This window comes from Kitasatospora sp. NPDC049285, from assembly GCF_040678815.1.
Lineage (GTDB): Bacteria > Actinomycetota > Actinomycetes > Streptomycetales > Streptomycetaceae > Kitasatospora.
In genome coordinates this window covers 150,445-171,764 of sequence record NZ_JBFAQR010000001.1, presented here as the reverse complement: position 1 = coordinate 171,764, position 21,320 = coordinate 150,445, and the positions used below count along the sequence as shown (strand labels likewise).

At 74.8% G+C, this 21,320-nt stretch carries 22 protein-coding genes; 15 read left to right on the top strand and 7 right to left on the bottom strand.

Annotated elements, in window-relative coordinates; all coding sequences use genetic code 11:
- The first annotated feature begins 45 nt into the window (after positions 1-45).
- From AB0K51_RS00760 to AB0K51_RS00705, 12 genes are all read left to right on the top strand, one after another.
- Positions 46-1,401 (top strand): long-chain fatty acid--CoA ligase, encoded by a 1,356-nt coding sequence (locus AB0K51_RS00760; protein WP_363448949.1) that lies wholly within the window; start codon positions 46-48, stop codon positions 1,399-1,401.
- 130 nt (positions 1,402-1,531) lie between these two features.
- Positions 1,532-1,798: a phosphopantetheine-binding protein gene (locus AB0K51_RS00755; protein ID WP_363448948.1), complete on the top strand. Its 267-nt coding sequence runs from the start codon at positions 1,532-1,534 to the stop codon at positions 1,796-1,798.
- The gene (locus AB0K51_RS00750; RefSeq protein ID WP_363448947.1) at positions 1,798-2,109 is read left to right on the top strand and encodes an acyl carrier protein; all 312 of its coding nucleotides are present in this window, start codon (positions 1,798-1,800) and stop codon (positions 2,107-2,109) included. The genes AB0K51_RS00755 and AB0K51_RS00750 overlap by 1 nt, the downstream gene beginning before the upstream one ends.
- Positions 2,106-3,221, top strand: coding sequence for a beta-ketoacyl synthase N-terminal-like domain-containing protein (locus AB0K51_RS00745; RefSeq protein WP_363448946.1), 1,116 nt, complete (start codon positions 2,106-2,108; stop codon positions 3,219-3,221). The genes AB0K51_RS00750 and AB0K51_RS00745 overlap by 4 nt, the downstream gene beginning before the upstream one ends.
- A gap of 103 nt (positions 3,222-3,324) precedes the next feature.
- Complete coding sequence (locus AB0K51_RS00740; protein WP_363448944.1) at positions 3,325-3,795, top strand: hypothetical protein; 471 nt, start codon at positions 3,325-3,327, stop codon at positions 3,793-3,795.
- A gap of 80 nt (positions 3,796-3,875) precedes the next feature.
- A complete protein-coding gene (locus tag AB0K51_RS00735) occupies positions 3,876-5,495 on the top strand; it encodes a class I adenylate-forming enzyme family protein (RefSeq protein ID WP_363448942.1) in 1,620 nt (539 codons plus the stop codon).
- Complete coding sequence (locus tag AB0K51_RS00730; protein WP_363448940.1) at positions 5,492-6,760, top strand: beta-ketoacyl-[acyl-carrier-protein] synthase family protein; 1,269 nt, start codon at positions 5,492-5,494, stop codon at positions 6,758-6,760. The genes AB0K51_RS00735 and AB0K51_RS00730 overlap by 4 nt, the downstream gene beginning before the upstream one ends.
- Positions 6,757-7,758, top strand: a complete 1,002-nt coding sequence (locus AB0K51_RS00725) for a VOC family protein (protein ID WP_363448938.1) — start codon at positions 6,757-6,759, stop codon at positions 7,756-7,758. Before AB0K51_RS00730 ends, AB0K51_RS00725 begins: the two co-directional genes overlap by 4 nt.
- Before the next feature lie 14 nt (positions 7,759-7,772).
- On the top strand, positions 7,773-8,690 hold the full coding sequence (locus AB0K51_RS00720) for a phytanoyl-CoA dioxygenase family protein (protein ID WP_363448936.1): 918 nt from the start codon (positions 7,773-7,775) through the stop codon (positions 8,688-8,690).
- Positions 8,687-9,670 (top strand): thiamine pyrophosphate-dependent dehydrogenase E1 component subunit alpha, encoded by a 984-nt coding sequence (locus AB0K51_RS00715; RefSeq protein WP_363448934.1) that lies wholly within the window; start codon positions 8,687-8,689, stop codon positions 9,668-9,670. The genes AB0K51_RS00720 and AB0K51_RS00715 overlap by 4 nt, the downstream gene beginning before the upstream one ends.
- Positions 9,667-10,629, top strand: coding sequence for a transketolase C-terminal domain-containing protein (locus tag AB0K51_RS00710; protein WP_363448932.1), 963 nt, complete (start codon positions 9,667-9,669; stop codon positions 10,627-10,629). The genes AB0K51_RS00715 and AB0K51_RS00710 overlap by 4 nt, the downstream gene beginning before the upstream one ends.
- Before the next feature lie 70 nt (positions 10,630-10,699).
- The gene (locus AB0K51_RS00705) at positions 10,700-11,485 is read left to right on the top strand and encodes a DUF3050 domain-containing protein (protein WP_363448930.1); all 786 of its coding nucleotides are present in this window, start codon (positions 10,700-10,702) and stop codon (positions 11,483-11,485) included.
- 55 nt (positions 11,486-11,540) lie between these two features.
- On the opposite strand, the gene AB0K51_RS00700 is transcribed toward AB0K51_RS00705, so the two are convergent.
- Both AB0K51_RS00700 and AB0K51_RS00695 read right to left on the bottom strand, forming a co-directional pair.
- Positions 11,541-12,725 carry a globin domain-containing protein gene (locus tag AB0K51_RS00700; RefSeq protein ID WP_363448928.1) on the bottom strand — a complete coding sequence of 395 codons (1,185 nt, stop codon included), beginning with the start codon at positions 12,723-12,725 and terminating at the stop codon, positions 11,541-11,543.
- Between the two features lie 84 nt (positions 12,726-12,809).
- The gene (locus AB0K51_RS00695; RefSeq protein WP_363448926.1) at positions 12,810-13,256 is read right to left on the bottom strand and encodes an Rrf2 family transcriptional regulator; all 447 of its coding nucleotides are present in this window, start codon (positions 13,254-13,256) and stop codon (positions 12,810-12,812) included.
- A 189-nt stretch (positions 13,257-13,445) separates the two neighbouring features.
- Here AB0K51_RS00695 and AB0K51_RS00690 point away from each other — a divergent pair, with 189 nt between their 5' ends.
- Both AB0K51_RS00690 and AB0K51_RS00685 read left to right on the top strand, forming a co-directional pair.
- Entirely contained in the window at positions 13,446-14,990 is a 1,545-nt protein-coding gene (locus AB0K51_RS00690) for a carboxyl transferase domain-containing protein (RefSeq protein WP_363448924.1), read from the top strand.
- 79 nt (positions 14,991-15,069) lie between these two features.
- Positions 15,070-15,690 carry a hypothetical protein gene (locus AB0K51_RS00685; RefSeq protein ID WP_363448922.1) on the top strand — a complete coding sequence of 207 codons (621 nt, stop codon included), beginning with the start codon at positions 15,070-15,072 and terminating at the stop codon, positions 15,688-15,690.
- A 61-nt stretch (positions 15,691-15,751) separates the two neighbouring features.
- On the opposite strand, the gene AB0K51_RS00680 is transcribed toward AB0K51_RS00685, so the two are convergent.
- A complete protein-coding gene (locus tag AB0K51_RS00680) occupies positions 15,752-17,152 on the bottom strand; it encodes an aldehyde dehydrogenase family protein (protein ID WP_363448920.1) in 1,401 nt (466 codons plus the stop codon).
- A 61-nt stretch (positions 17,153-17,213) separates the two neighbouring features.
- Between AB0K51_RS00680 and AB0K51_RS00675 the strand changes: the two genes are divergently transcribed.
- On the top strand, positions 17,214-17,918 hold the full coding sequence (locus tag AB0K51_RS00675) for a TetR/AcrR family transcriptional regulator (protein ID WP_363448918.1): 705 nt from the start codon (positions 17,214-17,216) through the stop codon (positions 17,916-17,918).
- A 39-nt stretch (positions 17,919-17,957) separates the two neighbouring features.
- Here the strand turns inward: AB0K51_RS00675 and AB0K51_RS00670 are convergent, their stop codons facing one another.
- The 4 genes from AB0K51_RS00670 to AB0K51_RS00655 all read right to left on the bottom strand — a co-directional run bounded on the left by AB0K51_RS00670 (position 17,958) and on the right by AB0K51_RS00655 (position 21,162).
- The gene (locus AB0K51_RS00670; protein WP_363448916.1) at positions 17,958-18,476 is read right to left on the bottom strand and encodes an HAD domain-containing protein; all 519 of its coding nucleotides are present in this window, start codon (positions 18,474-18,476) and stop codon (positions 17,958-17,960) included.
- A gap of 107 nt (positions 18,477-18,583) precedes the next feature.
- Entirely contained in the window at positions 18,584-19,312 is a 729-nt protein-coding gene (locus AB0K51_RS00665; RefSeq protein ID WP_363448914.1) for a VanZ family protein, read from the bottom strand.
- Between the two features lie 104 nt (positions 19,313-19,416).
- Positions 19,417-20,088, bottom strand: coding sequence for an ATP-binding cassette domain-containing protein (locus tag AB0K51_RS00660; RefSeq protein WP_363448912.1), 672 nt, complete (start codon positions 20,086-20,088; stop codon positions 19,417-19,419).
- A 261-nt stretch (positions 20,089-20,349) separates the two neighbouring features.
- Positions 20,350-21,162 carry an ABC transporter ATP-binding protein gene (locus tag AB0K51_RS00655; protein ID WP_363448910.1) on the bottom strand — a complete coding sequence of 271 codons (813 nt, stop codon included), beginning with the start codon at positions 21,160-21,162 and terminating at the stop codon, positions 20,350-20,352.
- Positions 21,163-21,320 lie beyond the last annotated feature (158 nt).

Here is a 21,320-nt window from a genome sequence, read left to right as displayed (position 1 = left end):
CTTACCCCAACTCCTGGGCGCGACCACACGGTTGTCGCGACCTGGGTGGACCAGCAGTTACTCGCCGGACCGGACGGCGAACCGTGTCTGCGCTTCGGCGCTCCGGTGGACCGCGGCGCCCTGCGCGCCCTGGTGGCCGAGCGGCAGCGGCAGTTGGCCGCGGCGGGTCTCGGCGAGCGGGGCGTGGCCGCGCTGCGGCTGGCGCCGTCGCTGGACTTCGCCGCCGTCCTGCTCGCGGTCTGGCGCTCCGGCGGCCAGGCGGTCCTGCTGGACCACCGGCTGACCGCCGCCGAGGTGGACCGGGCGCTGGAGCGGCTGAACCCGCGGGTGCTGGTCGAACTCATCGACGGCGAGCTGCAGTTCCGCACCCTCGCGGCCGACGCGCCGGAGGCCGGCGGGCATGCGCTGGTGCAGTTGAGCTCCGGCTCGACCGGCCCGTCCAAGGTGATCGCCCGCACCGCGGCCGATCTGCTGCGCGAACTCGACTGCTACGCCCGGCTGCCGGAGTTCCCGGCGCGCGGCGAGCGCACCGTGCTGCTGTCCTCCACGGTCCACGTGCTGGGCCTGGTCGGCGGGCTGCTGCACGCCCTGCACGCCGGGGTGGAGCTGGTGGTGCCGGAGCGGATGACGCCGAGCGGCATCCTGGCGGCCGTCGCCGCCGGGCCGGCACCGACCACCGTGATCGGCGTGCCGTTCCACGCCGAGCTGCTGGCCGCGGTCGCCGCTCCCCCGCCGCTGCCGCAGCTGCGCCGGATGATCGTGGCCGGCGAACTGGTCCGCCCGCACCTGCCGGAGGCGTTCCGCGCCCGGTACGGGGTGCCGCTGGGCACCATGTACGGGATGACCGAGGTCGGCGTGATCGCGACCGACCTGACGGGCCGTCACCATCCTGCGGTGGCACCGGTGCACGGCCTGGAGCTCAGTGTCGAGGGCGGCGAACTGCACATCGCCCGCGCGCACTCCCCCTACCTCGGCCTGACCGATCCGACCCGCTGGTCGGACGGCCTGCTGCACACCCGCGACGCGGCCCTGCTCGACCCGGCGACCGGCCTGGTCACGGTGCTCGGCCGACGCGACTCCCAGATCTCCATCGGCGGTCTCAAGGTCGACCTCAACGAGGTCGAGCAGACCCTCGCCGGGCTCCCCGGCGTGGTCGAGGCCGTGGTGGTCTTCGCCGACGGCGCGATCGAGGCGTATGCCGCGACCGCCGACGGCGTCTCCTGCCCGCCGTCCCGACCGGGCGGCGCCGCCGAGCAGTTGCGCGAACTGCTCGGCAAACAACTGGCGGGCTACAAGCTGCCCCGCCGCCTGCACGTGTTGCCGCAACTGCCCCGGACCGCCACCGGGAAGCTGCTGCGGGACGCCGCCGCCCTGCGCCGACAGGCCGACGACGCCCGCTGATCCCCCCTTCATCCGGGTCTCCGGTATCTCTCCGGCGGGTCCGGACGGTTCCAGACGCCGTCCGCCCCTCCGCCGGTCCGTGCTGCCCGGACACCGATCCGCCCTTCCCGACGCGTTGGAGAGTCAGCCCATGCAGGAACAAGTCCGCTCGTTCGTCCTCGCCACCCTGGCCGCGATGAACTACGACGTCTCGCAGGTCACCTCGGAGACCGACCTGGGCCCGGCCGGGCTCGATCTGGAGTCGCTGGCGCTGGCCGACCTGGCGGTGCAGGTCGAGGAGGAGTTCGGGGTCCGCTTCGAACTCGACGACATGGAGTCGACCGCGCTGATGACGATCGACGAGTTCGCCGCCGAGGTCGCCTCCCGGATCGCCAAGTCCGCGGTGGGCTCGGCCTGATGGGCGTCGACCGACCGGCCCCGCAGGGCCCGCTCGACCGCACCGCGGTCCGCTCGATGCTCGCCCGGTACGGCGACCGCTCCCCCGAACAGGTCGAGGAGGAACTCGGCTCGCTGGAGCTGACCTGGCTGATCGCCGAGGTCGAGCAGGCGTACGGGGTGCAACTCGACCTGGACGACGACCGCCTGGACGCCATCCGCACGGTGGACGACGCGGCCCTGGCGCTCGGTGCGGTGCTCGCCGCGGCGGGCGCCGGGACCGGGACCGGGACCGGGGAGACCGTCGGGGTCGCCGGGGTCGCCGGGTCATGACTACCGCCGCTCTCCGGGACGGTCCGCCGCCAGGCGCCGTGCTGGTCGCGGGAGTCGGGGTCCGCTCGGCGTTCGGCGCGGGGCTCGCGGCGCTGACCGAGGGCGTGCTGGCCGGCCGGCCGGCGTTCTCCCCGGTCACCCGCTTCGCCACCGACCTGCGCCGCACCGACCTGGCCGCGACCGCGGCCGGATCGCCGCGGCTGGCCGACCAGTTGACGGCGGTGCTGGCCGAGGCGGACGCCCTGGCCGATCCCGGCCACGGCCGGACCCCGGACGGGGGCGCCGACGAGGTGCTGCTGGCGCTGCACGGCGACCGGCGCACCGGGCCGGTTGCCGCCGAGGTCGCCGCCCGCACCGGGCTGCGGCCCCGGGTCTACACCGGGGCGTGCGTCGCCGCGTCCACCGCGGTGGCGGACGCCGCCGCACTGATCGCCTCCGGCCGCCGGGAGCGGGTGGTGGTCGCCGCCGGCTACCTGGTCGAGCCGGACACCTTCGCGGTGTTCGACGCCGGCCGGGCGCTGTCCACCGACGGCGCGGTCCGGCCGTTCAGTCTCGGCCGGCAGGGCATGCTGCTCGGCGACGCCGTGGTCGCGGTGGTCCTCGAGTCGGCTACGGCGCTGCGCCGTCGCGGCGGCAACGCCCTGGCCCGGCTGGCCGGTTGGGGACGCACCGGGGACGCGCACCACGTCGTGCGGCCGCGTCCGGACGGTGCCGGGCTGGCCCGGGCAGTGCGCTCCGCACTGGCCCGCGCGGGCGCCGGCCCGGACCGGATCGGCTACGTCAACGCCAACGGCGCGGGCTCCAAGCTCGGCGACCGGGCCGAAGCGGCCGCGCTCACCCTGCTCTACCCGTCCGGCACCCCGCCGGTCAGCTCCACCAAGTCGCTGCACGGCCACGCCCTCGAGGCGTCCGCGCTGCTGGAGTTCGCCGTCACCGTCGGCGTGCTGCGCGCGGGCCGGCTGCCGGTCAACGCCGGCTGGCGGGCCCCGGACCCGGACTGCCCGCTGGAACTGGTCCTCGACCTGCCCCGGCCGGCCGCCCCGGAACTGGCCCTGACCGTCAACGCCGCGTTCGGCGGCGCCAACACCGCCCTGCTGCTGGCGCCCGCATGAGCGCCGCCCGTCCGCCCGCCAAGGCCACGCCGTGATACCGACCGTCAACTCCCCTTCCACCGAAGCACGTTCGGCTCGCCGGACGTCCGACCCGCCGCTCCGGGTGCTGGCCCGCGCGCACTGGCCGAGCAGTCCCGGCGACCAGCTGCCGCCGATCGCCGGGTTCGTGGTCTCCACCTTCAGCCCCCTGATCGCGGAGGCCGCCGAACGCTGCCTGCGCCTGGCCTACGGTCCGCCGCCCGCGGCCGACGCGCCGCGCACCGCCCTGCTGCTGGTCAGCCCGACCGGCGACCTGGGCACCGCCGACGCGCTCGCCGAGGCCGTCGCCGAAGGCCACCGGGTGCCGCCGCTGCTCTTCTACCAGTCCAACCCGAACGCGGTGCTCGGCCACCTGGCCGCGCGCTGGCAGCTCGACGGCCCGGTCGTCGCGCTCGGCCCCGGCTTTCACGATACACGTCAACTTCAGGAACAGGCAGCCCTGTTGATCGAGGACGGCGACGCCGAGCAGGTCCTGGCGATCACCGCCGTCCAGGGCCCGCCGGACCACGCCACCGCGGTCCTGCTCGCTCCCTGACCGCACCCGACCCCGCCTCGCGCACCGCGGCCGCGCGAGAACCCGACTCCCCCTCCCGCACCACGACCAGAACGGGAACCATGAGCATCCGCACCCTGCGTGCCGTCCTGTCCGCGGACCCGTCCGTCGGCGCCGGCAACGTGCTGACCACCCGCGTCGAGCAGGGCCTCGGCCTGGACTCGCCGACCCTGACCTTCGACACCGCCGTCGACGAGCACCCCGCCCTCACCACCCTGACGCTGCGTCAACTCGACCGCGCCGTCCGCGCCAGAGCCGCCGCGCTGCACGCCCTCGGGGTGCGCCGGCGCGACCCCGTCGCGGTGCAGGCCTCCGCCGCGGCCGACCAGGTGCTGGCCTTCCTGGCGCTGACCCGGCTCGGCGCGATCCCGGCACTGCTCAACCCGGCGCTGGACGCGGACACCTCGGCCCGCTACCTGCGCCGGTTGAACGCGGCCGGGCTGCTCGCCGACACCGCGCACGCCAAGGCGCTGGCCGACCAGGACTTCGGCACCACGCTGCTCGCCGACACCGCCGAACTCGGCGCGGGCGACCCGGAGTCGGCGCCCGCGCCGTACCGGCACTGGCCCACCGACCCGGTGGCGATCACCCACTCCTCCGGCACCACCGGCCTGCCCAAGGCGGTGCTGCACTCGCACGACAGCCTGTACGCGGCGATCCGCCACCGCCTGCTGCTGCCCCGCCCGCAGGGCATCGACCGGGTGCTCAGCGCGCTGCCCGCGCCGCACGCGGCGACCCTGATCGCGGTCAACCTGGCGCTCAGCTTCGACTCCCAACTGCACCTGATCTCCAGTCAGTCCGGCGGTGAGGTGCTGAACGCCATCGAGCGCTGGCAGCCGCAGAGCGTGTACGGCTTCGCCACCACCTGGGCCGACCTGGCCCGGCACGACCTCGCGCGGCGCGACCTCGCCTCGGTCGGCCTGTGGTGGAACACCGGCGACTGCGCGCACGAGGCACACATCCGCCGGCTGGTCGCCCAGGGCTCCCGGGAGACCGCCACCCGCGAGGGCCGGGTGCGCACCGCCGGCTCGGTCTTCATCGACGGCCTGGGCTCCTCCGAGATGGGCCACTCGCACTTCTTCATCACCCACACCGTCGACTCCGAGCGCTACGGCCGCTGCGTGGGACGCCCGCACGCCTTCGTCGACTGCGCGGTCCTCGACCCGGACGGCAACGAGCTCGGCCCCGGCGAGGTCGGCGAGCTCGGCACCCGCTCCCCCACCCTGTCGCTCGGCTACTGGAACGACTCGGTCACCACCCACCGCACCCGGGTGCGCGGCTACTTCCTCACCGGCGACCTGATGTACCGCGACGAGGACGGCTACTACTACCACGTGGACCGCGCCGTCGACACGGTCGAGCTGACCGGCGGCCGCCGGTTGCACACCGCCGCCAGCGAGGAGCGGGTACTGACCGCCTGCCCCGAGGTGCTGGACTGCACGGTGGTGGCGTTCCGCGACGGCGACACGGTGGTGGCGGACGTGCTGCTGCAGCTCGACCCGGCCGCCGACCAGGAGCGCGACCGCACCGCCGAGGTGCTGGCCGCGCTGGAGCCGCACGTCGCCGAGGTGGTCCGCTCGGTGCAGCCGGTCGCCGACGAGTCGATCCCGGTCGGCCCGACCGGCAAGGTCCGGAAGGTGCTGCTGCGCCGGCGCCACCTGGCCGAGGCCGGGGCGCGGTGAGCGCCGCCGCGGCGGTGGTGACCGGCATCGGGTTCCTCACCCCGCTCGGCCGCAGCGTCCCCGAGGTGTTCGAGTCGCTGGCGGCGGGCCGCTCCGGGCTGGTCGCCCCGCCCGAGGGCCACCCGGCCGCCGGCTGGCTGCGCGCCGCCGGGATCGCCCCCGAGGTGCCCGCCGTCGAGGTGCTGCCGCCCACCGAGACCCGCTGCGCGGACCGCTTCGTGCTGCTCGCCCTGGCGGCCGCGGCCGACGCGCTCGCCGACGCCGAGCTGACGGTCGGTCAGCACGCCGACCCGGAGCGGGTCGCGGTGGTGCTGGCCACCGGCGGCGGCGGGCTGGAGACGTACGAGCAGCAGGCCGACGGACGCCGGCAGCGCGGCCGGGCCGCGGTCAGCCCCTACCTGCTGCCGGGGATGCTCTCCAACATGGCGGCCGCCCGGATCGCCATCACCCACGGCATCCGCGGCTACAGCTCCGCCGTGATCACCGCCTGCGCGGCGGGCGCGCAGGCCGTCGCGGAGGGGCTGCGGCTGATCCGCGGCGGCGAGGCGGACGTCGTGGTGTGCGGCGGCAGCGAGGCCCCGCTGCACCCGACGATCGCCGCCGCCTTCGACAACTCCCGTGCACTGGCCTCGGGTTGGGACGATCCGACGCAGGCCTCCCGGCCGTTCGACGCCCGCCGCAACGGGTTCGTGCTCGGCGAGGGCAGCGCGGTGCTGGTGCTGGAGCGGGCCGAGCACGCCGCCGCCCGCGGCGCCGCCGGGTACGCGGAGGTGGCCGGCTGGGGCGCGACCACCGACGCCCACCACCCGACCATGCCCCGCCCCGACGGGTCCGGCGCGGCCGCGGCGATGCGCCTCGCGCTGCGCTCGGCCGGCCTGGACGCCGGCGCGGTCGACTACGTGAACGCGCACGGCACCGGCACCAAGCTCGGCGACCGCGCCGAAGCCTCCGCGCTGCGCGCCGTGTTCGGCCCCGACGGCCCGTCGGTCAGCTCCACCAAGGGCGCGACCGGCCATCTGCTGGGCGCCGCCGGGGCGGTGGAGGCGGCGGTCTGCGCGCTGGCCGTCGCCGAGGGCGTCCTGCCGCCCACCCTCAACCTCGAACAGCCGGACCCGGCGGACGGGTTGCGGCACGTGCGCGGCGCGGCCGAGCGCCGCCCGGTGCGGTACGCGCTGTCCAACTCCTTCGCCTTCGGCGGCCACAACCTGAGCCTGGTGTTCGGTCCGCCGAGCATCCCGGCCAAGCACCTCGGAGGGACCTCATGACCGGCCCGGGCCTCGCCTACGCCGAACTGTACGTGGAGGACGCCCACAAGTACGCCGCGCACCTGCGCGACGCCTGGGGGTTCACCCTGACCGCGCCGGCCGCCGTGGCGGCGGGCACCGAGCAGGTGCTGGCCCACCAGGGCGCGATCCGGCTGCTGCTGACCTCGGCGGTGGACGCCGAGCACCAGGTCGCCGAGTGGGTGCGGCGGCACGGCGACGGCGTCGCGGTGCTGGCGCTGCGCTTCACCGACCGGGTCGCGGCGGCCTCGGCCGCCGAGCGGGCGCTGAACGCCGGCGGCGGCTGCCTGGACGGTGCGGGCACGGTGGCCGGGTTCGGCGACGTGGCGATCCGGTTCACCGCCGACCCGGACCCGCTGCCGGCCGACGAACTGCCCGGCGAGGGGCCGCTGGTGCTGCTCGACCACGTGGCGGTCGTGGTGCCCGGCGGGCAGTTGGACGCCGGGGTGGAGTTCGCCGCGCAGGGCCTCGGGTACCGGGAGATCTTCCGCGAGTACGTGGAGATCGGCGACCAGGCGATGGACTCGCGGGTGGTGCAGAGCCCCGACGGCTCGGTGACCCTCACCCTGCTGGAGCCGGACACCGCGCGCAGCCCCGGCCAGATCGACGGCTTCCTCGACGCCCACGGCGGCGCCGGGGTCCAGCACCTGGCCTTCGCCACCCGCTCGATCACCGCGTCGGTACGGGAGTTGGGCGAGCGCGGGGTGGTGTTCCTGACCACCCCGGGCACCTACTACGACGCACTGGAGGGCCGCCTCGGCCCGACCGCCATCCCGGTCGCCGAGCTGCGCGAGTTCAACGTGCTGGTCGACCGCGACCACGGCGGCGAGCTGTTCCAGATCTTCACCCGCTCCATCCACCCGCGGCGGACCCTCTTCCTGGAGCTGGTCGAGCGGCGGGGCGCCGGCACCTTCGGCACCGCCAACATCAAGGCCCTGTACGAGGCGGTCGAGCGCGAGCGCGCCGCCGCGGACAGCTGAGAGGAGTGACCCACGTGACCACCACCATCGAGCCGTTCACGCTGACCGACGAGGAGTCGGCGCTGCTGCCCACCACCGAGGAGGTGCTGGAGTACGCCGAGCGCGGCTGGTACCTGTCGCGGCGGCTGTTCAGCGACGCGGAACTCGACCTGCTGCAGGCCGCCACCGAGCGCTACTACCGCGGCGAGCGGGACCGTGAACTGCCCGGCCGCCCGCCGCACCTGGCGTCCTGGACACCCGCCGACGGTGCGGTGCAGCGGCACAACGACTACGTGCACTACGAGCACGAGGAGATCGGCCGGATCCTGCGCAAGCCGCTGCTCGGCGCGGTCGCCGCCCGGCTGGCGCAGGCCGAGGAGATCCGGGTCTTCCAGGCGACGCTGATCTTCAAGCCGCCGGTCGCCGACGAGCCGAGCAACGTGGTGCCCTGGCACTTCGACAAGCACTACTGGCAGACCTCCACCTCGCAGCGGATGCTGACCGCGTTCCTGCCGTTCCACGACTGCACCACCGAGATGGGCACCATCACCATGGTGGACGGCAGCCACCGCTGGGAGGAGCGGCCCGGCGGCGACGACTCGACCCGCCACTTCGCCGAACGCGACCGCTCGGAGCTCGACCAACTCCTCGCGGAGAACGCCGAGTTCAACGGCGCCGCGGTCAACCGCATCCCGGTCGAGATCCCCCGCGGGCACGTCTCCTTCCACCACTGCCGCACCTACCACGGCAGCGGCCCCAACCGCTCCGCCCAGCCCCGCCGGGCGGTCTCGCTGCACCTGCAGGACGGCGGCAACCGCTACCGCTCGTTCCTGAAGCCGGACGGCAGCCCGGTGGTGTACAACCACGACGCGGTGGTGCGCCGCGACGCGGACGGCCGACCGGACTACGCGGACCCGGAGTTCTGCCCGGTGTTGTGGCGGTCCGGCCGGTGAGCCTGCCGCACCTCGCGGATCCGGCCGGCCGGTACCGGATGATCCGGCTGATCCGCTCGTTCGAGGAACTCGCCCTGGACTGGGTGAAGTCCGGACTGATCGTCGGCGGCACCCACCCGTACATCGGGCAGGAGGCGGTCGCCGTCGGCGTGTGCGCGGCGCTCGACCCCGACGACCAGCTGACCTCCACCCACCGCGGGCACGGCCACGTGCTCGCCAAGGGCGCCGACCCGGCCCGACTGCTCGCCGAACTGGCGGGCCGGGTCGGCGGGTTGAACCTCGGCCGGGGCGGCTCGATGCACGCCGCGGACTTCTCGCTGGGCATCCTCGGCGCCAACGGCATCGTCGGCGCGGGCGCGCCGATCGCGGTCGGCGCGGCCTGGGCGTCCCAACGGCTCGGCCGGCCCCGGGTGGTGGCCTCGTTCTTCGGCGACGGCGCGCTGAACCAGGGTGTGCTGCTGGAGTCGCTGAACCTGGCCTCGATCTGGCGCGCGCCCGTGCTGTTCGTCTGCGAGAACAACGGCTACGCCACCACCCTGCCGGCCGCCGCGGCGGTCGGCGGGTCGGCGCGCGGCCGCGCCGAGGCGTTCGGCATCCCCGCCGAGACGGTGGACGGCATGGACGTGGAGGCCGTCCGCGCCGCCGCCGAACGCGCGGTGCGGCGGGCGCGCGCGGGCGGCGGCCCGAGCTTCCTGGAGTGCCTGACCTACCGCTTCGAGGCGCACCACACCATGGAGCGCCGCTTCCGGCTGGCCTACCGCACCGCCGAGGAGGTCGCCGCCTGGCGCGAGCGCGACCCGTTGGCCCTCGCCCGCCGGGCGGTGGCCGCCGAGAAAATCGACGCGATCGACACCGAAATCACACAACTACTGGCGTCCGCCTCCACTTTCGCGCAAGAATCGGCCGTTCCTGACATCGCGTCAGCGGACGACTTCCTGTACGCGAGCGGGCTGCGGCCCAGGGCGGGGGCACCGGCATGAGCCTGCTGTCGTACGCCAAGGCGATGAACCGGGCGCTGTCGGACGCGTTGGAGCGCGACCCGGCGGTGTGCGTGCTCGGCGAGGACGTCGGCGCGGGCCTGGCCGGTCTGACCCTCGGGTTGCAGCAACGTTTCGGCGCCGACCGGGTGGTGGACACCCCGCTGTCCGAGCAGGCCTTCACCTCCGCCGGGATCGGGGCCGCGCTGGCCGGGATGCGGCCGGTGATCGAACTGCAGATCCCCTCGCTGCTCTTCCTGGTCTTCGAGCAACTCGCCAACCAGGCCCACAAGTTCTCCCTGATGACCGGCGGCCAGGCCAAGGTCCCGCTGACCGTGGTGGTCCCCGGCTCCGGCTCCCGCACCGGCTGGGCCGGCCAGCACTCCGACCAGCCGTACGGCCTGTTCGCGCACGTGGGCATCAAGACCCTGGTGCCGGCCACGCCCACCGACGCCTACGGGCTGCTGAGTTCGGCGATCGAGGACGACGACCCGGTGGTGCTGTTCGCCCCGGCCGGCGCGCTCGGCGTCCGCGAGGACGTCACCGCGCCGCTCGCCCCGGTCCCGCTCGGCGCGGCCCGCGTGCACCGGGCCGGCACCGACGTGACGGTGCTCGCCGTCGGGCAACTGGTCCACCACGCCCTCGCGGTGGCCGAGGAGTTGGCGGACGAGATCTCGGTGGAGGTGCTCGACCCGCGCACCCTGTACCCGCTGGACCGCGCCGCGCTCGCCGACTCGCTGGCCCGCACCGGCCGCCTGGTGGTCGCCGACGACTCCAACCGGTTCGCCGGCTTCGCCGCCGAGGTGCTCGCCGTCGCCGCCGAGGACTTCCGCCTGCTGTCCCCGCCCCGCCGAGTGACCCGCCCCGACGGCGCGGTCCTCCCCTTCGCCCTCGGCCTGGACCAAGCCCTCCAGCCGAGCCGCGAGCAGCTTCGCGACGCGATCCGCGCCGTCGTGAAGTGAGCCGCAGCTGCCGCCACCACCGGCAGCCCCCCGTTTCCCGACCCTCCACACCACATGGGAGAGCTTCGCCATGAGCACCGACCGCTACCACTGGGACAAGACCCACCCCGGCCTCACCTCGCTGCGCGAGTCGATCGAGGAGGTCCGCCGCGAGGTCGTCACCCACCCGATGTACCTCTCCCTGAACACCCTGGAGAAGGTGCGGACCTTCCAGGAGACCCACGTCTTCGCCGTGTGGGACTTCATGTCGCTGCTCAAGGCCCTGCAGCGGCAGCTCACCTGCGTCTCGCTGCCGTGGCTGCCGGAGGGCCCGACCGCGAGCCGGAGACTGATCAACGAGATCGTCCTGGTCGAGGAGAGCGACGAGCTCGGCGACGGGTACATCAGCCACTTCGAGCTCTACCTGGACGGCATGGCCACCGCCGGCGCGGACACCACCGCCGTGACGGCCTTCCTCACCGCGCTCCGGGCCGGCCGCCCGGTCGACCAGGCGGCGAAGGACGCCGGGATCCCGCAGGCCGCCGCCGAGTTCACCGGCGTCACCTTCGGCATCATCGAGGACGCCCCGGTGCACTGCCAGGCCGCCGCCTTCGCCTTCGGCCGCGAGGACCTGATCCCCGAGATGTTCGAGCAGGTGATCAGCATCGACGACGCCGAGGGCCGGCTGACCGTCTTCAAGGACTACCTGGCCCGGCACATCGAGGTCGACGGCGAGCAGCACACCCCGATGGCCATGCAGATGCTGATCGACCTGTGCGGCGACGACCAGGCCCGCTGGGACGAGTGCGGCGAGACGGTCCGCGCCGCGCTGCGCGCCCGGGTCGCGCTGTGGGACGCCATCACCGCCGCGCTCTGACCCCGCTCCCATCCGCCGGGCGGTCGGTGCACCCGCCGCCCGGCCTGATGGGGCGTCAGGCGTCCTGGCCCAGCCACAGGTCCGGCCCGAACACCTCGTAGTGGATGTCGGCGGCGGGCACCCCGGCGGCCAGCAGCCGGGCCCGGACGGCTCGCATGAACGGCAGCGGCCCGCACAGGTAGGCGACGGTGCCGGCCGGGACGCTCACGCCGCCCAGGTCGACCAGGCCGGTGCGCTCGGCGGGCCACTCGCCCTCCGGGTGCTCGTACCAGACGTGCGCCTGAGCGTCCGGCAGCTTGGCCACCAGCTGGTCGAGTTCGGCGCGGAAGGCGTGCGAGGACTGGTCGCGGTCGCCGTGCACGGCGATCACCCGGCGGGTGGCGCCGGTCTCGGCGAGATGGCCGAGCATGCCGATGATCGGGGTGCAGCCGATCCCGGCCGAGGCCAGCAGCACCGGCCGCTCGGCGTCCTCAAGCGACACGTCGCCGAACGGTGCGCTGACGTCCAGCGTGTCGCCCACGTCCAGGTGCCGGTGCAGGTGGGTGGAGACCTCCCCGTCCGGCGCGCCGGCGACCCGCTTGACCGTGATCTGCAGCCCGCCGTCCGGCCGCCCTGAGAGGCTGTACTGGCGGATCTGCCGTGCGCCGTCCGGGAGTTCGACCTGCACCGACACGTACTGCCCGGGCCGGTGCGGCGGCACCGGCCCGCCGTCCGCCGGGTGCAGCAGGAAGGTCGCCACGTCCGCGGTCTCGGCGGTCCGCGCCGCCACCCGGTAGGGGCGGCGCTCGCCCCTGGTGCCGCTCTCCTCGTACAGCCGCCGCTCGATGGCGATCAGCGCGTTGGCCATCAGCCAGTACACCTCGTCCCACGCGGTCGCGACCTCGGGGGTGACCGCGTCGCCGAGCACCTCGACGATCGCCGCGAACAGGTGCGTGTGCACGACCGGGTACTGCTCGGCCGTCACGCCCAGCGACGCGTGCTTGTGCGCGATCCGCGCCAGCATCGCGTCCGGCCGCTGGTCCGAGTGCTCGACCAGCGCGGTGGCGAACGCCGCTATCGACCCGGCGAGCGCCTGCCGCTGGGTACCGGCCGCCTGGTTCCCGCGGTTGAACAGGTCCCGCAGCAGCTCCGGGTGGGCCTCGAACAGCCGCGCGTAGAACCGGCCGGTGATCTCCCCGATCGCCCCGCCCACCACGGGCAGTGTGGCGCGAACCGTCTGCGCGGACTTCTCGGACAGCATCCTGACTCCAAACTCGCATCTGAGATGCGGATTAAAGGGAATGGGAAAGCCTTTTCCAACCCGGGCCCGGAAACGCCTACCCGACTACCCGGGCGGGGCGTGACGCGGCAGGCCGAGCAGCACCGGCCCGGTCGGCGGGCCGACCAGGTCGTCCACCGTGAGCGGGTCGAGGGTCTGGTAGAAGGCCTCCTGCGCCCGGCGCAGCGCGCCGCGCAGGCGGCACGCGTGCCGCAGCGGGCAGGGCGGCTCGTCCTCGCAGCCGACCACGTCGCCCTCGCCCTCCAGCTCCCGGACCAGTCGGCCGAGCGACCCGGTCCGGCCGTACGAGGTGAGCGCGAGCCCGCCCCCGCGTCCGCGCCGGGCCTCGACCACGCCGAGGTGCTGGAGCCGGCTGACCACCTTGGCCGCGTGGTGGTAGGGGACGTCCACCGCCTCGGCCACCTCGCGGGTGGTCGGGGTCTCGTCCGCACCGAGGACCGCCAGGCGCATGGCGATGCGCAGGGCGATGTCGGTGTGCTTGGTCAGCCTCACGTCGACGACTCTAGCTAATCCGTATCTCAGATACCAATTAGTCGGGCGGCTACCGGTTACTCGGGGCGGCGCGGTCGCTCCTGCTGCCCGTGATCCTGCTCACCACCGTGCGCCGTCCCGCCGGGAGCGGCCCGCACACCCATAGGCTCGGCTGGACCGCAGCAGCCCTGAACCATGACGGAGGCCCAGGTGACGGCACGCCAGCTCCTCGATCTGCTGGTCGACCCCGGCAGTCTGCACAGCTGGGACGAGCCGATCACCACCGACCATCCGGACCCGGAGTACCGGGCCGCGCTCGCCCGCGCCCGGGCGCGCACCGGGCTGGACGAGGCGGTGCTCACCGGCCGGGCCCTGGTCGACGGGCGGCCGGTCGCCCTGATCGCCTGCGAGTTCGGGTTCCTCGGCGGCTCGATCGGCGTCGCCACCGCGGAGCGGATCACCCGCGCCGTCCTGCGCGCCACCGCCGAACGACTCCCGCTGCTCGCCCTGCCGGTCTCCGGCGGCACCCGGATGCAGGAGGGCTCCGCCGCGTTCCTGTGCATGGTCCGGGTCACCGCCGCGGTCCACGCCCACCGCGCCGCCGGCCTCCCGTACCTGACCTACCTGCGCAACCCCACCATGGGCGGTGTCTTCGCCTCCTGGGGCACCCTCGGCCACCTGGTACTCGCCGAACCCGAGGCCCGCCTGGGCTTCCTCGGTCCGCGCGTCTACGAGGAACTGCGCGGCGAACCGCTCCCGCCGAGCGTCCAGCGCACCGAGACGCTGGCCGCCAACGGCCGGGTGGACGCCGTCGTCCCGCCCGAGCGGCTGCGCGACTTCCTCACCCGCGCCCTCACCGTCCTGACCGCGCAGCCGGGTTCACCGGCCGCCGCCCCGGAGGCCTCGGACGCGGCGATCCCGGAGGTCCCGGACGCGGCGAACACCGAGGCCCCGGTCGCGGCGATTCCCGAAGTGTCGGCCGCAGCGATCCCGATCCTCCCGTCGCCGCCGTCCGACGCCTGGGAGTCGGTGCTGCGCACCCGCCGCCCCGACCGCCTCACGGCACTCGAACTGCTGCACCACACCGCCGAGTTGTTCCTCCCGCTGGACGGCGACAGCGCCCTGGTCCGGGCCCTGGCGCTGATCGGCGGCCACCCGGTGATGGTCGTGGCCCAGCAGCGGCCCGCCCCCGGCGCGCCGGAACTCCCCTTCACGGCGGCCGACTTGCGGGCCGTCCGGCAGCAGGCCCAGATCGCCGAGGAGCTCGGCCTCCCGCTTCTCACGGTCATCGACACCACCGGCGCCGAACTCTCCGTACAAGCCGAACTCGACGGCATCGCCCTGGAGATCGCGCACTGCCTGACCACCCTGGTGGGGCTGCGCTCCCCCGTCCTCGCCGTCCTGCTCGGCCAGGGCACCGGCGGCGGCGCGCTCGCCCTGCTCCCGGCCGACCGGGTGATCGCCGCCCAACACGCCTGGCTGGCACCGCTCCCGCCGGAGGGCGCCTCGGCGATCGTCCACCGCGACGGTGAGCACGCGCCCCAACTCGCGCGCTCCCAGGGCATCACCGCCACCGCCCTCACCGCCACCGGCCTGGTCGACCAGGTCGTCCCGGAGACCGACGACCCCGCCACCCTGCGCGACGCGCTCGCCGCCGCCGTCACCGCCGCCCTCGCCGACCTCACCCGGCTCCCCGCCGCCGAACTCCGGTCCGCCCGCACCACCCGCAACCGCCACCTCGGCGGCCCGAGCTGAGCCTCCCGTCACCACGGCCCGGGCACCAGGCTCCGATTGTCCGGTAGTGCGAGTGGGGTCAGGTTCTACAGTGGCCGCCGTGTCCGAGAATCCGTGGTTCCGCCCTCCCCGCTACTACCACTGGTACAGGTTCGGCCCCGGCGAACTCGCCTTCCTGTCCGCGCTCCGGAAGCGCACCGCCGACTGGACCCTCCCGGTGACCCACAGCGAGGTGATGCGCAACGAGGACGAAGCCGCCCTGCTGGCCGTCGCCCACGTCAGCGACCCGGAGCGCAGGACCCACCTGGCCACCTTCGGGGTGCACATGGCCGGCCCCACGGTCCGCGGCGACCTGATCCATGGTCACCATGAGATGTACTACCTCCCCGAGGAGCCGACGGACCTGGCCATGGAGGCGACCGGCACCTCCCGGGTGCTCGCCGAAGCCGCAGCCGCGTGGTTCGAGACCGTCCTGCAGACGCCCGTCGTGCGACACGAGTGGGAACACGACGGCCAGGTCTACGCCGAGCGGTACGTGTTCGCCGACACCGGGGAGGGGCTGGTCGCGATGTACGACAAGAGCCTCGCGCCGCGCGAGGTGACGGACTCCCTGCTCCCCTACAACTACGGAGCCGGCCGCTCCTGGGTCGACGTGGGCCAGTTGGGCCGATTCGCCGACCCCGCCCGCACGGAGCAGGTCTGGGGCCGCCCCCTCACGTGACGGCCGGACCCGCGCGGCCCCTCGACACACCGAGCCGCCGGGTTCAGGAGTCGTCCGACCGTCAGAGCAGGCGGCGCAGCAGGCCGGACTTGCGGGGGGTGAAGGGCGGGTAGGCGAGGCGGAGGGGGTCGGCGAGCAGGGGCTTGTCGAGGACGGCCTTGGTGTGGCTGAAGGTGTCGATGGAGCGGATGCCGTGGTAGGCGCCCTGGCCGCTCTCGCCGACGCCGCCGAACGGCAGTCCGGGGACGGTGAGGTGGGCGTTGGGCACGCCGAAGGCGAGGGCGCCGGAGGAGGTCTCGGCGGCGAGCCGGCGCTTGGTGTGCGCGGAGGCGGTGAAGGCGTACAGCGCGAGCGGCTTGTCGCGGGCGGTGATGAAGGCGATGGCGGCGTCCAGGTCCGGGACGCGGACGATCGGCAGGATCGGGCCGAAGATCTCCTCGCGCATCACGGGGGCGTCCGGGTCGACGTCGGCGAGCACGGTGGGGGCGAGGTAGCGGGTGGCGCGGTCCTGGTCGCCGCCGGTGACGATCCGTCCGTCGGCGAGCAGCGGGGTGAGCCGGTCGAAGTGGCGCTCGTTGACGATCCGGCCGTAGTCGGCGCTGCGGGCCGGGTCGGCACCGTACATCTGGCGTATCGCGGCGGTCAGGTGCGGCTCGATCGCCGCGCCGGCCTCGCCGACGGCGAGGACGTAGTCGGGGGCGACGCAGGTCTGGCCGGCGTTCATGAACTTGCCCCAGGCGATCCGGCGGGCGGCGGTGGCCAGGTCGGCGCCGGGTTCCACGACGGCGGGGCTCTTGCCGCCGAGTTCCAGGGTGACGGGGGTGAGGTGGCGGGCGGCGGCGGTCATCACGATGCGTCCGACGGCGCCGTTGCCGGTGTAGAAGACGTGGTCGAAGCGCTGTTCCAGCAGGGCGGTGGTCTCCGGCACGCCGCCTTCGACCACGGCGACGGCCTGCGGGTCGAGGGCGCGGGGCAGCCAGTGGGCGAGCGCCGCCGAGGTGGCGGGGGCGAGTTCGCTGGGCTTGACCACCGCGCAGTTGCCCGCGGCGAGCGCGCCGATCAGTGGCGCGAGCGCGAGCTGCAGCGGGTAGTTCCACGGGCTGATCACCAGCACGGTGCCGAGCGGTTCGCGCACCGTGCGGGCCCGGGCCGGGCGCAGCGACAGCGGCACGGGGACCCGGCGGGGCCGCAGCCAGCGGTCGAGGTGGCGCAGGGTGTGGTCGATCTCGTTGATCGTGAACCCGATCTCGGTGGTGTACGCCTCGGTGGCGCTCTTGCCGAGGTCGGCGTGCAGAGCCTGCGCGAAGGCGGCCTCCTGCTCGACCAACAGGGTGCGCAGCGCTCGGAGTTGGGCCTTGCGCCAGGCGAGCGGCCGGGTCCGGCCGGAGGCGAAGGCGGTGTGCAGACGGGCGACGGTGGCCGCGGGGTCGAACGACCGGCGGTCTTCGGTGAGGGCGCTCATGCGGCGAGCATAAACGAAACGAAACGATTTCGTTTCTACTTTGGGCATCTAGACTGGCGACATGGCCCGCTCCACGCCCCCGACCGCCCCGCAGACCACCCCCGGCTCCCTGCCGTCCACCCCCGGCTCCCCTCCGTCCGCTCCCGTCGCCGCGCCGCGTCGGGGCCGGCCCCGGGACGCGGGGCGCGACCGGGCGCTGCTGGAGGCCACCCTGGCGGTGCTGGCGGAGAGCGGTTACGGCGGGCTGACCACCGCCGCGGTGGCGGCGCGCGCGGGGGTCTCCACCGCGACGCTGTACCGCCGTTGGTCCTCGAAGGAGGAGCTGGTGATCGCGGCCGCCGCCGTGCACACCCCCACCGACACCGACACCCCACCAGGCACCGGCACCCTGGCGGGCGACCTGCGGGTCGTCCTGCACGACAAGGCCACCACCGTGACGGGCGAGAGCGGCCGGCTGATGCGGGCGCTGATCGGCGAGGCCGCGCACAACACCGCGCTGGCCGAGGCGCTGGCCACCGCCTTCCTCGCCCCGGTCTACCGCCGGGTCACGGCCGTCGTCCACCTCGCCGTCGAGCGCGGCGAGATCCCGCCCGTCGAGGACGCCGACCTGCTCGGCGAGGTGCTCCTCGGACCGATCATGACCCGGTTCTTCCTCACCCCGCAGTCCCCCGCCGAGGTCGACGCAGCCACCGCCCGCCACACCGCCGACCGCCTGCTCCCCTTCCTCCTCCGCGCCTTGGGCGGCACCGTCCCCCCGGACGCCTGACGCCCCGTCGACCCTGCTGTCCGCCGACCGGGCGCCCCGTCAAACCTGGGCGCGTAGCCAGGAGTCCAGCGCGGCGAAGTCGTCGTCGGTCAGTCCGGTCCGCGGATCGACCCGGCGGAGGAGTGCGGGCGCGGGGTGGTGGGCGGCGACCCACGAGCGGTCGGCGGGGGTGATCTCGTCGTCCACCCAGGCGAACGGCTGACCGGCCGCCCAGGTCACCAGTGGGCGGGTCTTCCAGTGCAACCCGGCCTCGACGTCGCGGATTTCGTCCTCGGTCGGGTCCGGCCAGTCGATCACCGGCAGCGGCGGCAGGCCGAGGAGCGGGGCGACGCAGGCGTTGGCGTCCGCCATCCACGTGGTGGCCCACACCAGTCGGCCGGGCAGGGCGGCCAGCCGGGGCCCGTTCGCCGGGTCGAGCCGGGACAGTAGCGGGCTCGCCACACCGACCGCCGCGATGATCTGACGCTCGGTCAGGCGGGCCGGGTACTCGTCGGCTTGCCCGCCGAACGGGATCAGCGGACCGTCTACGTCGAGGAAGATGAGCGGCTGCGCGTCCATCCCGCCGATTCTGCCGCACCACCGCTCCACGCCGCCCGACCGCCGGGTCGGTCACTGCGCGGCGTCCTCGGCGACCAGCACGCGCCTGCCCGCACGCGGAGACGGCGTCAGGCCGACCCGGACCGGACGCGGCTCGGCTCCCCGGCGTCGGCGCCGGTCGACTTCGCGTCGGCGTCGCGCCACCAGCGGCGCGACGCCAGCGCGGCCAGCCCGGCCCCCGCGGCGTTGACCAGGACGTCGTCCACCGAGGACACCCGGTCCAGCTCGAAGACGTACTGCGCGGTCTCGACCAGCACCGAGCAGGCCGCCCCCAGCGCCAGCGCCCGCCACGCCGATGCCAGCCGGGCGAACCGCATCGGGCCGAAGAACCCCAGCGCCGCGAAGACCAGCAGGTTTCCGCCGATCTGCAGCGTCGCTCCCAGCGGCCCGGCGGCGACGATCTCGAACAGGTCCCGCAGCGGGACCAGGCTCACCCGCTGGCGCGAGGCGTCGCCGGCCCGCTCGCCCGGCAACAGGATCATCCAGACCCACGGCAGCGTCCCGTAGACCATGCCGACCTCGGCCAGCGACCGGCGCCACGCCCACCCAGGCGCCGTACCGGCGGCCCGCCGCCGACGCGCCAGCGCCCACACGCCGAGCGCGGCCGGAACAAGCCCGGCCAGGGCGAGGAACACCACGCCGTTGAAGGTGAAGACCCAGGGCTGCCACCCGCCGCGACGGTGCAGCGGCCGCTGCACGTAGAACGCGACGAACAGCACGGCGAGGATCGCCGGGCCGGCCAGCACGATCCGCCGGATGCGGCGGGCGGGTGCTGACAGTGATGCGGTCTGGTCCATGGCTCCACCGGAGTCGGAAGGCTGGTGCGAGAGCGTACGCGACTCGCGGTACGCCCGGGATGCACGGGATACACCGGACCAGACGCCCGCGCCCGGCATTCGGTTCAGCGGTCGGCGCGGGCCCAGCCGTCCGGTGGGCGCAGTTCCGCCGCCTCGCCCTGGAACGTGACGCGGCCGCGGGTGAGGACGTAAGCCAGGCTATCGGCGGTGAGCGCGGGTGGCAGGGACTGCTCGGCGACCACCACCGTGCCACCGTCGGTGGCGAGTTGACGCAGGGCGGTGTGGAGGCGGGCGACCGCGGGCGGGGCGAGGCCCCGGGCGGGTTCGTCGAGCAGCAGGACCCGGGGGCGGGCGAGCAACGCGCGGGCCAGGGCGACCAGTTGCTGCTGCCCGCCGGAGAGGGTGCCGGCGGGGCGGGTCAGCAGGGGCGGCAGCTCGGGGAAGAGCGCACCGGCCTCGGTACCGGTGGGCGCGCCGAGGCCGAGGTTCTCCGCGACCGTCAGCGAACCGAAGACGCCCCGCTCGGGCGGGACCAGCCGCATCCCCGCCCGCACCCGACGGGGCACCCCCCACGCGGTCACCTCCCGGCCGTCCCAGCGCACCTGCCCGACCGCCGGGCGCAGCGCGCCGGACAGGGCGCCGAGCAGACTGCTGCGCCCGGACCCGTTGCGCCCCAGCAGGACGGTCACCCGCCCAGGCGGGAACACCAGGTCGATGCCGTGCAACGCCTCCAGCAGGCCGTACCGGACCGTCAACCCTGCGCACTCAAGCGTCACCTGGCACCTCCACGCACACAGTCAGGTCGTGGACGGCTGTGGCGAGTCGGCCGGCCGGCTCCGGGGCACGGTCGGCCTCCGGCCGGGCGGCGGCGAGGGCGCTGCGATGCATCGTCACTCCCCACTCCACAGCCGCGCCAGCGCCGCATCGGCGAGAACCCCGGCCGCGGGCCAGCACGTGAACGGTGTCAGCGAGCCGGCCGATCAGATCCGGGGCCCAGTCGGCCTCCGGCCCGGCGGCGGGGGCGCTCCGACGCATCGTCACTCCCTGCCCCACAGCCGCGCCACCGCAGGATCGGCGAGGACCCCGGCCGCCGGACCGGCGGCTACCACCCGGCCGCGGGTCAGGACGTGGACGGTGTCGGCGAGGCGGCCGATCAGGTCGGGGTCGTGTTCGACCACCAGCAGGGCCAGGCCGTCGGTGGCGAGGGCGCGCAGGGCGGTGGTGAGGCGGGCGGTCTGGGCGGTGTCGAGTCCGGCGGCGGGTTCGTCGAGCAGCAGGACGGTGGGTGCGGCGGCCACGGCCCGGGCGAGTTCGACCAGCCGCAGCGCACCGGGCGGCAGCCGGTCCGCGGGCCAACTCGCCTGCTCCGCCAGGCCGAACAGGTCCAGGGCGCGCCGGGTGGCGTCCCGCGCGGCGGCGTGCGGTGGGCCGCCGCCGAGCCGGTGGCCGACGGCGCGGGAGGCGGCGGCCGCGCGGAGGCGGGCGAGTCGCAGCCGGGTGCCGTGCAGGCCGGGGTGGGCGGTGCGGCCGTGTTCGGCGCCGAGCAGGACGTTGTCGGCGACGGTCAGGTCCGGGAAGACGGCGAGCTGTTGGAAGGTGCGGGCGAGGCCGAGGCGGGCGCGGGCGTGGTCGGGCAGGCCGGTGACGTCCCGTCCGGCGAGCACCACCCGGCCCGCGTCGGGTCGCACCGCGCCGGCCAGGCAGTCGAACAGAGTGCTCTTCCCTGCCCCGTTGGGCCCGACCAGGGCAGTGATCCGCCCGGCCGGCACGGTCAGATCGACGCCGTCGACGGCGGTGAGGCCGCCGAATCGGCGGACGATGCCGTGGGCGCTCAGCGGGTCGTCCGTCACGGCTCCGCCCGGCGGGTGTCGCGCCCCGGCTCCCTGCCACGGCCGGACGGTCGGCGACGCCCGCTACCGACCGCGCCCCACGGCCCGCTGGTCGTGTGATGCGCCTCCATCCACGCCGCGACGGTGTCCGCACTGAAGGTCTCCGTGGTGACGGCGTC

What these genes read in the sequence shown, in the direction of transcription:
- AB0K51_RS00755 (WP_363448948.1), top strand. Translation starts at nt 1,532, where the DNA reads ATGCAGGAACAAGTCCGCTCGTTCGTCCTCGCCACCCTGGCCGCGATG.
- AB0K51_RS00750 (WP_363448947.1), top strand. Translation starts at nt 1,798, where the DNA reads ATGGGCGTCGACCGACCGGCCCCGCAGGGCCCGCTCGACCGCACCGCG.
- AB0K51_RS00745 (WP_363448946.1), top strand. Translation starts at nt 2,106, where the DNA reads ATGACTACCGCCGCTCTCCGGGACGGTCCGCCGCCAGGCGCCGTGCTG.
- AB0K51_RS00735 (WP_363448942.1), top strand. Translation starts at nt 3,876, where the DNA reads ATGAGCATCCGCACCCTGCGTGCCGTCCTGTCCGCGGACCCGTCCGTC.
- AB0K51_RS00725 (WP_363448938.1), top strand. Translation starts at nt 6,757, where the DNA reads ATGACCGGCCCGGGCCTCGCCTACGCCGAACTGTACGTGGAGGACGCC.
- AB0K51_RS00710 (WP_363448932.1), top strand. Translation starts at nt 9,667, where the DNA reads ATGAGCCTGCTGTCGTACGCCAAGGCGATGAACCGGGCGCTGTCGGAC.
- AB0K51_RS00705 (WP_363448930.1), top strand. Translation starts at nt 10,700, where the DNA reads ATGAGCACCGACCGCTACCACTGGGACAAGACCCACCCCGGCCTCACC.
- AB0K51_RS00700 (WP_363448928.1), bottom strand. Translation starts at nt 12,725, where the DNA reads ATGCTGTCCGAGAAGTCCGCGCAGACGGTTCGCGCCACACTGCCCGTG.
- AB0K51_RS00680 (WP_363448920.1), bottom strand. Translation starts at nt 17,152, where the DNA reads ATGAGCGCCCTCACCGAAGACCGCCGGTCGTTCGACCCCGCGGCCACC.
- AB0K51_RS00675 (WP_363448918.1), top strand. Translation starts at nt 17,214, where the DNA reads ATGGCCCGCTCCACGCCCCCGACCGCCCCGCAGACCACCCCCGGCTCC.
- AB0K51_RS00670 (WP_363448916.1), bottom strand. Translation starts at nt 18,476, where the DNA reads ATGGACGCGCAGCCGCTCATCTTCCTCGACGTAGACGGTCCGCTGATC.
- AB0K51_RS00665 (WP_363448914.1), bottom strand. Translation starts at nt 19,312, where the DNA reads ATGGACCAGACCGCATCACTGTCAGCACCCGCCCGCCGCATCCGGCGG.